We start from the raw sequence: 9,064 nt of genomic DNA, 5'->3' as shown, positions 1-9,064 counted from the left end.
CCCCGCTCGCGGAGGCGCGCCTAGTTTGCTTCCATGACGACGCACGAGTTCCCGTCGGGCACGGCGCGGCAGGCCACCCGGCCCCCCGTTCCCGGAACGGCGGGGAACCCCCGCACCACCCGGGTCGACCTCACCGGAAGGACCGCGCTGGTGACCGGTGCGGCCAGCGGCATCGGCAGGGCGTGCGCCCTGCGCCTGGCGGACGCCGGAGCCCGGGTCCGGATGGTCGACCTCGACGGGCGGGCCCTGGACGAACTGGCCGACCGGGGCGTCGGCGAGGCGGTGGAGCTGGATCTGACCGACCTGGACGCCGCCGAGGAGGCCGCGCGGGGCGCGGACGTCGTGGTCAACAACGCGGGCGTCCAGACGGTCGCGCCCGTCCAGGACTTCCCTCCGGAGCGTTTCTCCCTCATCCTTCGTCTCATGGTCGAGTCGCCGTTCCGCGTGGTGCGCGGCGCCCTGCCACACATGTACGCACGGGGGTGGGGTCGCGTCGTCAACATCTCCTCGGTGCACGGGCTGCGCGCCTCGGCCTACAAGTCGGCCTACGTGACCGCCAAGCACGGCCTGGAGGGCTTCTCGAAGGTGGTGGCCCTGGAGGGCGCCGCACACGGGGTGACCTCCAACTGTGTGAACCCCGGATACGTGCGCACCCCGCTGGTGGAGAGGCAGATCGCCGACCAGGCGGCGGCGCACGGCATTCCGGAGGAGCGGGTGCTCTCGGAGGTCCTGCTGGCCCGGAGCCCGCTCAAGCGGCTGATCGAGCCCTCCGAGGTCGCCGAGCTGGTCGCCTACCTGTGCGGTGAGGACGCGTCGTTCGTCAACGGCGCCTCCCTGCCCGTGGACGGAGCATGGAGCGCGAGCTGAACACCACCACGTCCGGTTCGACCGGTGTCCCCGCCGACGACGGCGCCGCGGGCGCCGACGGCCAGGCCCTGTTCCTGGACCTGCTGCTGCGCGACGCCCCGGCCGTGGAGTACGAGCGCCCGGTGCTGCGCGCGCGGGCGCGCGGGGACGACCCGGAGGTGGTCGCCGCCCTGGAGGCCGCGAAGATGACGGCGCTGCGGGTGCGGTCGGTGATGCGCGACCGGCGGCGGCGCGAGTCGGAACTGGGCGCGCTGTTCGAGACCGCCAACGACCTGGCGGGCATGCGCAGTCTGGACCAGGTGCTCCAGGCGATCGTGGAGCGGGCCCGCAACCTGCTGGGCACCGACACCGCGTACCTGACGCTGAGCGACCCGGAGGCGGGCGGCACGTACATGCGGGTGACGTCGGGGTCGGTGTCGGCGGCGTTCCAGCGGTTGCGGCTGGCCCCGGGCAAGGGGTTGGGCGGGCTGGTGGCGACCACGGCCCTGCCGTACGTGACGGCGAACTACTTCGCCGATCCCCGGTTCACGCACGCGGAGAACATCGACCACGCGGTGCGCGACGAGGGCCTGGTGGCCATCCTGGGCGTGCCGCTGAAGATGAACGGACGCGACGTGGGCGTGCTGTTCGCCGCCAACCGGCGCGAGCGCCCCTTCGCCCACTCGGAGGTGGCGCTGCTGTCGTCGCTGGCCGCGCACGCGGCGATCGCGATCGACAGCGCGAACCTCATCGACGACACCCGGCGTGCCCTGGACGAGCTGCACACCGTCAACGAGCGGTTGCAGCGGCACACGGCGTCGGTGGAGCGGTCGGCGGCGGCGCACGACCGGTTGACCGACCTGGTGCTGCGGGGCGGCGGCGTGCGCGAGGTCGCGGCGGCGGTGGCCGAGGTGCTGGGCGGCACGGTGCTGATCCACGACGCGACCTCGGACTCCTCGGTGACCGCCAGCCCGGAGGGTGTGGTGCGGGAGGGTGTCCCGTGGGACGCGGGCGACGGGGACCTGGCCGAGGCGGTGCGCTCGTCGCTGGCCAGCGGCCGCGCGGTGCGGGCGGGCCGGGCGTGGGTGGCGACGGCGGCGGCCGGGACCGAGCCGCTGGGAACGCTGGTGCTGCGCGGGGTGGAGCTGGACTCCACCGACCAGCGCGTCCTGGAGCGGTCGGCGATGGTGACGGCGCTGCTGCTGCTCATCCGGCGTTCGGTGAGCGAGACCGAGCACAGGCTGCGCGGGGACCTGCTGGACGAGCTGTTGGAGGTGCCCGCGCGCGATCCGGTTTCGCTGCGCCAGCGGGCCGCGCTGCTGCACGCGGACCTGGACGCGCCGCACGTGCTGGTGGTGGCCGAGGCCCCGGGCGGGGACCCGGGGCGGTTGCGCTCGGCGGCGACCCACGTCGCGGAGACCACCGGGGGACTGGCCGGGAGCCGGTCGGGCCGCCTGGTGCTGGCGCTGCCCGGGAGGGACCCGTCGGCGGTGGGCCGACGGGTGGCCGACGAGCTGTCGGGTGCGGTGAACGGCCCGGTGACGGCGGGGCTGGCCGGTCCGACGGCCGGTCCGGCCTCGTTCGGGGACGCGTTCGCCGAGGCGGCCCGGTGCCTCCAGACGCTGCGTGCGCTGGGACGGGAGGGGGACGTGGCGACCACGGGGGACCTGGGGTTCTCGGGGCTGCTGCTGAGCCAGGACCGGGACGTGCCGGGGTTCGTGTCGGCGACGCTCGGGCCGCTGCTGGAGTACGACGCCAGGCGGGGAACGCTGCTGGTGGAGACTCTGCGGGCGTACTTCGCCGCCGGGGGCAACCTGTCGCGCGCCAAGGAGGACCTGCACATCCACGTGAACACGGTGGCGCAGCGCCTGGAGCGGATCGGTCAGCTGATCGGGGCGGACTGGCAGCGTCCCGGCCGGGCGCTGGAGCTCCAGCTGGCCCTGCACCTGCACGGCCTGCTGGACCGGGGCGTGGACCTGCTGGGCGACCAGAACGGCGGTTGAGCGGGCCGCGAACCCCGCGCCCGTGGAGCGCACAGCGGCGGTGCGCCGCAGGGGGGTGGCGTGGAGCGGCCGGTTCGCCGACCAGGGCCATCAGTGTTTCGAGTTCGGTGCTGTTCCGGGGGTGAGTGCGGTCGCCAGGGCGGCGAGGCGGTCATGTTCCTCGGGTGTGAGACGGCTGAACCGGTCGGCGACCGATTCGGCGAAGCGATCCCGTAGGCGCGCGATCAGCTGTTCGCCCTCCTGGGTGGCCGTTACGCGATGCACCCTGCGGTCCTCGCTGTCGCGCTCCCTCGCCAGCAGCCCCCGCCTCTCCAGCCGGTCGATCATGCCGGTGACATTGGTCCTGTCGCAGCCGAGAGTGGCGGCCAGTTCGCTGAAGGACGGCCGATCGGAAGTCAGGACGCACAGCAGCTGGGCCTGCTGAGTGGTCAGGCCGAACTCGCGCCCGATGAGCGCGTAGAGGGCGGCGGCCTCGCGGTGCAGCGTGGTCACGGCGGCGGCAAGGGCATGCGAGGTCATGGGGGACAGTCTAGATGATTGACTTCATCGACAATTTAGGAGAGCATCTCACCTATCGACATCATCACCTTTCGAGAGGCTCGGGCATACGCATGAACAGCAAGGTCGCGGTCGTGACGGGAGCGTCCCGGGGGATCGGGCGCGCTGTCGCCGAACGGTTGGGGGCGGATGGAGCGCGGGTGATCGTCAACTACCACTCGGACGCGGTCGCGGCGAAGGACGCCGTGGCCGCCGTCGAGCGTGCGGGCGGACGGGCCACCGCGGTGCGAGCCGATGTGCGCGACGCGACGCAGCTGAGCTCCCTGGTCAAGACGGCCGTCGCGGAGTACGGCGGGCTGGATGTCCTCGTCAGCAATACGGGGATGGCGCGCCCCACGTCCCTGGCGGATGCCACGGACGAGGACTTGGATCTGCACTTCGCCATCAACACCCGGCCCGTCTTCAGAGCCCTGAAGGAGGCCGTACTCCACATGCGCCACGGTGGGCGGGTCGTCGTGATCTCCAGCGGTGCGACCGTCGTGGCGCATCCCGGCGCGGGCCTCTACGCCGCGAGTAAAGCGGCAGCTGAGCAACTGGCCCGGACGGCGGCACACGAGCTCGGACCGCGCGGGATCACGGTGAACAGCGTGTTGCCCGGCGCTACCCGCACCGAGGCCCTGCAAGCTCAGATGCCGGCTGACGTGGCCGCGTCCATCCGTAGCCAGACGCCCCTCGGCCGCCTGGGCGAGCCGGCCGACATCGCATCGGTGGTCGCGTTCCTGGTCTCGGACGAGGGCGCGTGGATCAACGGCCAGACCATCCACGCAAGCGGCGGCCTCTTCTGAGGTGCCCTGGCAGCCCGCGCGCGCATCCGCAGCCGGTACTCAGTCTTGTGGCCGTAGGCCATCAGTTCCAGCCGCTCGCGCTCGGCAGCACGCAGGGTGAGTGGACGGACAGCGGCAACAGGCGGGGCGGACAGGCCGATCGAGGTACGTCGAGGCGGGACCGGCCCATGGCGCACGGGACAAGCTGATGCGGCTGCGCTATGCGGGCGCCGTCGGCAGGTGGGGCTCCCCCCTCTGCCTGGCCAGCAGAGACCGCTGCGAAGACTCCCCGCTGACCACCGGCAGCGCCGCAGGCACCCCCGCGGACGCACTGGACCGCGCCTGCCGACTCCACCTCGCCGCCCCCGGCATCCGACCAGGCGCGGCCCCGCCTCGGCGGTCGACCCCGAAGGACCTACCGAGCCGACCGCCGAGGAACACCGGGGGCGACGGCCCTGACCAGCGCGCGGACGTGCTCGGCGACCAGACCGGCGGTCGGGGAGAACAGCGGGCTGTAGTGGTTGTCGTCGGGCAGCTCGACGGTCACCACGCCCTCGGGCAGCCCGGCGAGGCGCTCGGGCGTGTACAGCCCCGGACTGTCGTCCAGGAGCCCCCGCGCCGTCCACAGCAGGCGGGCGGGGCAGGGCAGCCGGTGGACGGCGCCGAGCGCGTCCGGGTCGGCCAGGACCTGGGCCCCGTCCGCGCGCACGGCCTCCTCGTCGCAGGCCGAGCGCATGGCGGGCGGTTCCCCCACCAGGTCGCGCAGGACGTAGTGGTCGGTCCAGGTGTTCCAGCGCCCGGCGAAGGCCGGATGCCCCCGCCAGAACTCCCGGTAGTGGTCGGGGCCCTCGAAGGTCATGCGCAGACGGGCCGTGGCGGGCCCGAGCACGGTGTCGATGTCGGTCCCCGGCGGGACGGGCAGCCCGTACCCGCCGTCGACCAGCAGCAGCCCCGACACCCGGTCGGGGTGGCGGACGGCGGCCAGGCAGGCCACGAACGCGCCCATGGAGTGGCCGACCAGGACGGTCGCCCCCACTCCGTGGGCGTCGAGCACGGCGATCATGTCGTCGGCGTGCGCGACCAGCCCGCGCGGACCGCCCAGGTGTCCGCTGAGGCCGCGTCCGCGCAGGTCGGGGGCGATCAGGCCGGTCCCGTCCAGCTCCGCGGCCACGCGGGCGAACGAGTGGCCGTTGGCGGTGATGCCGTGGACGGCCAGGACGGGGGTCGTGGAACGGCCGCCCCAGCGGGTGACGGCGAGGTCTCCTCCGGGGACGGGGACGGTGTACTCGTCCCCATCGGTCCAGACGTCGGTCATGTCCGTGCGGCCTTCCTGTCGCGTAGGGCCGAGCGGACGCGCCCGGGGAGGGCGACGAGACCGCCGGGGAAGAAGAACACCATCAGCACGAACAGCGTGCCGAGGATGAACAGGGGCTGGGACAGCGGCGCGGCGATCCACGCGGGCAGGGCGGCGAAGGCCTCGGAGCCGCCCAGCTGGAGGAGGCGGTGGTCGGCGTAGGTGTACAGGGCGGCGCCCAGCAGCGGCCCCCAGCGGGTGCCCGCGCCGCCCAGGGCCACCATGACCAGCAGGGTGAGGGTGAACTCGGCGGTGGTGATGCCGGGGGTGACGCCCCCGGTGACGAGGAGGTAGGCGACACCGCCCAGGGAGGCCAGGCCGCCTCCGACGGTGAACGCCGCCAGCTTGTAGGGGTAGGGGTTGACCCCGAGGACGGCGACGCGCTGCTCGTTGGCGCGGATGCCCCGCCAGACGCGGCCGACGGGGGAGGAGGTCAGCCACCACACCACGCCGACGGAGAACGCGGCGAAGGCGACGGCCGCCCAGTACAGGTTGACGGTGTTGGCCACGCCCACGAACGCGTCCGGGACCCTGTCGGTGTCGAGGGACAGCCCCTCCTCGCCGCCGGTCAGGCGTCCGGGGTCTCGGGAGACGAGGATCGACCCGGCCTGGGCGAAGGCGAGGGTGACCATGGCCAGGGCGATGCCGTTGACCCGCAGCGAGACCGCGCCGAGGAGCAGGGACAGCAGGGTGCCGCCCACGACGGCGACCGGCGCCGCCCACAGGAGCGGGAGTTCGACCACCCGCATGAGCAGGGCGGCGGTGTAGGCACCGCAGGCGAAGTAGAGGGCGTGGCCGAAGGAGAGCAGGCCCACCCTGCCGTACAGCAGGTCGTAGCTGGTGGCCAGGCCGCCGAAGACCAGGCAGAACGCCAGCAGGTGCAGGGTCGGCGGGCTGTTGAGGGCGCCCTCGAACAGCACCGGGATCCGCAGGGTGGAGAAGGGCAGGCAGAGCGCCACCGCCAGGACGGCGACCGGGACCGCCCAGCGGGGCAGGCGGCGCCCGCGCGCGCTCCCCCCGGAGGCCGCTCCGGGGGACTCGGGGCCCCGGGAGGACCGGGTGGCCACGTCGGTGTCGGTCATCATGCCACCCTCTCCGCTGACTTCTTCGCGGTCAGACCGCCCTGCCTGGTGAGCAGCACGAGCGCCAGGACGATGACCACGGCGATGTCGCCGAGCCCGGCGACGGTGTAGTAGTTGGCGAACTGCTGGATGAGTCCGACCGCGACGGCGGCGATCGCGCAGCCCGTGAGCGAGGCGGTGCCGCCGATCACCACGACGATGAAGGCGAAGACCAGCAGGGACATCCCCTGGGTGGGGGTGACCACGCCGAAGTACAGTCCGCCCAGGGCCCCGGCCAGTGCCGCGGCGGCGCCGCCGATGGCGAACACCAGCGTGAACGACCTGCGCACGTCGATGCCCAGCGCGGTGACCATGGCGCGGTCCTGCACGCCCGCCCGGACGACGAGCCCGTAGCGGGTGCGCGAGTTGAACAGCCACAGGGCCGCGAACACGGCGGCGGCGGCCAGGATGAGCAGGAACCGGTCCCGGGGGATGTTCACGCCGAGGACCGCCGCGGTGCCGCTCACCAGTTCGGGCTTGGGGAAGGTGAGCGGGTCGGCTCCCCAGACCGCCTGGATGAGCGCGGGGACGGCCAGGCTGAGGCCGACCGTGGCGAGGATCTGCTCGCGGTGCCTGCCGTAGAGCGGGCGGATGACGCAGAGTTCGACCAGGGTGGCGGCCAGGGTGCCCGCGCCGACGCCGAAGGCGACGGCGAGCAGGAAGCCGAACCCGTCCGTCCCGGCCCCGGGCAGGTGCCCGGCGGCCCACCACGTGCCGTAGGCGCCGAGGGCGAGGAAGGCGCCGTGGGCGAAGTTCAGCACGTCCATCAGGCCGAAGATGAGCGAGAGCCCGGAGGCGATGAGGAAGTACAGGGCTCCCAGGCCGAGCCCGGTGATGGCGAGCAGGACGACGGTGCTCACGCGGTCCGCCTCCCTTCGGTTCCGGCGGCGGCGCGGGAGACGCCCAGCAGTTCGCGGACGCGGTCGGCGTCGTCGAGCAGTTCCAGGGCGGGCCCGGTGTGGGTCACGCGGCCCGCGTCGAGCACCACGGCCCGTTCGGCCACCCGCCGGACCAGGGACGGGTTCTGCTCCACGAGCAGGACCGGCACCTGTTCGGCGGCGCGGGCGACGGCGTCGGCGACCTCGCGGACGATGCGGGGGGCGAGGCCCTTGGTGGGCTCGTCCACGATGAGGAGTTTGTTGTCGTTGAGCAGGGCGCGGCCGATGGCGAGCATCTGCTGCTGGCCGCCGGACAGGGTGCCCGCGGGCTGGTCGGCCCGTTCGCGGAGTTCGGGGAACAGCTCGTGGACGAGGCCGTAGCGCGGTTGGCCGGGGCGGCGCTCGGCCAGGCGCAGGTTCTCGGCGACGGTGAGCGCGGAGAAGACGCCGCGCTCCTCGGGCACGTAGCCGATGCCCATGGTGACGATGGCGTGCGTGGGGCGGGCGGTGATGTCCGCGCCGTCGAAGGACACCCGGCCGGTGCGGGGCACCAGGCCGAGCAGCGCCTTGACTGTGGTGGTCTTGCCGACGCCGTTGCGGCCCAGGAGCGCGGTGACGCCCCGGCCGGGCACGGTGAGGGACACGCCCTGGAGGATGTGCGAGCCCTCGATCCACACGTGCAGGTCGGCCGCCTCCAGCAGCGGCCCCCCGGCGCTCACGCCCCGTCCCCGAGGTAGGCGGCCTGCACCTCGGGGTCGGCCATGGCCGAGTCCGGGTCGGTGAGGGCCAGCAGCGCGCCGTGGTGCATCACGGCCAGGCGGTCGGCCATGTCGAGGAGCACCTCCATGTGGTGTTCGACCATGAGGACCGTGCAGCCCTGTTCGCGGTGCACGTCCCGGATGACGGTGGTGAGTTCGCCGACCTCCCCGGCGCTGACCCCGGCCATGGGCTCGTCCAGGAGGATGAGGCGGGGGCGGCGGGCCAGGAGGAGGGCGAGTTCGAGCTTGCGCTTGTCGCCGTGGGACAGGTCGCCCGCGAGGGCGTCGGCCCGGTGGGAGAGGCGGACCAGGTCCAGGGCGGCGGTGGCCCCGGGTCCGCCGTCGGGGGTGGCCGGGCGCCAGAAGCGGCGCGACTCCCCGGTGCGGGCCTGGACGGCCAGGCCGACGTTGGCGCCGACGGTGAGGTCGCCGAAGACGCTGGAGGTCTGGAAGGTGCGGCCCATGCCGAGCCGGGCGCGGCGGTGGGGCGCGTGGCGGGTGACGTCGGTCCCGGCGAGGCGGACACGGCCGCCGGTGGGCCGGGTGAGGCCGGAGACCAGGTTGAACAGGGAGGTCTTGCCCGCGCCGTTGGGGCCGATGAGTGCGACGAACTCTCCCTCGTCCACGGCCATGGTGACGTCGTCGACGATGAGGGCGCCGCCGACCGACCAGGTCAGGTTCTCCAGGGCCAGGACCGGGACGGCGCCGGGGGCGGGAGGAGCGGCGACGGCCTCGGCGACAGCGGTCCCGGTGGGTCCGGCGGGCTCGGTGGGTCCGGCGGG

The 9,064-nt window shown here is 73.7% G+C and carries 9 protein-coding genes; 3 read left to right on the top strand and 6 right to left on the bottom strand.

Annotated features, from left to right (window positions below):
- The first annotated feature begins 33 nt into the window (after positions 1–33).
- Positions 34–867 carry a 3-hydroxybutyrate dehydrogenase gene (locus tag DQW06_RS15445; protein WP_013151106.1) on the top strand — a complete coding sequence of 278 codons (834 nt, stop codon included), beginning with the start codon at positions 34–36 and terminating at the stop codon, positions 865–867.
- Complete coding sequence (locus tag DQW06_RS15440) at positions 852–2,849, top strand: GAF domain-containing protein (RefSeq protein ID WP_013151105.1); 1,998 nt, start codon at positions 852–854, stop codon at positions 2,847–2,849. The genes DQW06_RS15445 and DQW06_RS15440 overlap by 16 nt, the downstream gene beginning before the upstream one ends.
- Positions 2,850–2,939: 90 nt before the next feature.
- On the opposite strand, the gene DQW06_RS15435 is transcribed toward DQW06_RS15440, so the two are convergent.
- A complete protein-coding gene (locus DQW06_RS15435; protein ID WP_071620944.1) occupies positions 2,940–3,368 on the bottom strand; it encodes a MarR family winged helix-turn-helix transcriptional regulator in 429 nt (142 codons plus the stop codon).
- A gap of 14 nt (positions 3,369–3,382) precedes the next feature.
- On the opposite strand from DQW06_RS15435, the gene DQW06_RS15430 reads away from it, so the two are divergent.
- Positions 3,383–4,192 (top strand): SDR family oxidoreductase, encoded by an 810-nt coding sequence (locus tag DQW06_RS15430; protein ID WP_232833031.1) that lies wholly within the window; start codon positions 3,383–3,385, stop codon positions 4,190–4,192.
- 394 nt (positions 4,193–4,586) lie between these two features.
- Here the strand turns inward: DQW06_RS15430 and DQW06_RS15425 are convergent, their stop codons facing one another.
- The 5 genes from DQW06_RS15425 to DQW06_RS15405 form a co-directional block, all read right to left on the bottom strand.
- Positions 4,587–5,486 (bottom strand): alpha/beta fold hydrolase, encoded by a 900-nt coding sequence (locus DQW06_RS15425; protein ID WP_117198773.1) that lies wholly within the window; start codon positions 5,484–5,486, stop codon positions 4,587–4,589.
- Positions 5,483–6,607, bottom strand: coding sequence for a branched-chain amino acid ABC transporter permease (locus tag DQW06_RS15420; protein ID WP_117198771.1), 1,125 nt, complete (start codon positions 6,605–6,607; stop codon positions 5,483–5,485). The genes DQW06_RS15425 and DQW06_RS15420 overlap by 4 nt, the downstream gene beginning before the upstream one ends.
- The gene (locus DQW06_RS15415; protein ID WP_071620941.1) at positions 6,607–7,506 is read right to left on the bottom strand and encodes a branched-chain amino acid ABC transporter permease; all 900 of its coding nucleotides are present in this window, start codon (positions 7,504–7,506) and stop codon (positions 6,607–6,609) included. Before DQW06_RS15415 ends, DQW06_RS15420 begins: the two co-directional genes overlap by 1 nt.
- Positions 7,503–8,243, bottom strand: a complete 741-nt coding sequence (locus tag DQW06_RS15410) for an ABC transporter ATP-binding protein (RefSeq protein WP_013151099.1) — start codon at positions 8,241–8,243, stop codon at positions 7,503–7,505. The genes DQW06_RS15415 and DQW06_RS15410 overlap by 4 nt, the downstream gene beginning before the upstream one ends.
- Positions 8,240–9,064, bottom strand: an 825-nt coding sequence (locus DQW06_RS15405) for an ABC transporter ATP-binding protein (RefSeq protein ID WP_370449079.1), incomplete at its 5' end; no start/stop codon positions are given. The genes DQW06_RS15405 and DQW06_RS15410, both read right to left, overlap by 4 nt.

This window comes from Nocardiopsis sp. TNDT3 (assembly GCF_003427465.1).
GTDB classification, from domain to species: Bacteria; Actinomycetota; Actinomycetes; order Streptosporangiales; family Streptosporangiaceae; genus Nocardiopsis; species Nocardiopsis dassonvillei.
The sequence above is the reverse complement of the archived record's forward strand: the minus strand, read 5'-3'. Positions and strand labels throughout refer to the sequence as shown.

Excerpts from the sequence above, each read along its gene's own strand:
- DQW06_RS15445 (WP_013151106.1), top strand. The coding sequence starts at position 34 with ATGACGACGCACGAGTTCCCGTCGGGCACGGCGCGGCAGGCCACCCGG.
- DQW06_RS15440 (WP_013151105.1), top strand. The coding sequence starts at position 852 with ATGGAGCGCGAGCTGAACACCACCACGTCCGGTTCGACCGGTGTCCCC.
- DQW06_RS15435 (WP_071620944.1), bottom strand. The coding sequence starts at position 3,368 with ATGACCTCGCATGCCCTTGCCGCCGCCGTGACCACGCTGCACCGCGAG.
- DQW06_RS15430 (WP_232833031.1), top strand. The coding sequence starts at position 3,383 with ATGATTGACTTCATCGACAATTTAGGAGAGCATCTCACCTATCGACAT.
- DQW06_RS15425 (WP_117198773.1), bottom strand. The coding sequence starts at position 5,486 with ATGACCGACGTCTGGACCGATGGGGACGAGTACACCGTCCCCGTCCCC.
- DQW06_RS15420 (WP_117198771.1), bottom strand. The coding sequence starts at position 6,607 with ATGACCGACACCGACGTGGCCACCCGGTCCTCCCGGGGCCCCGAGTCC.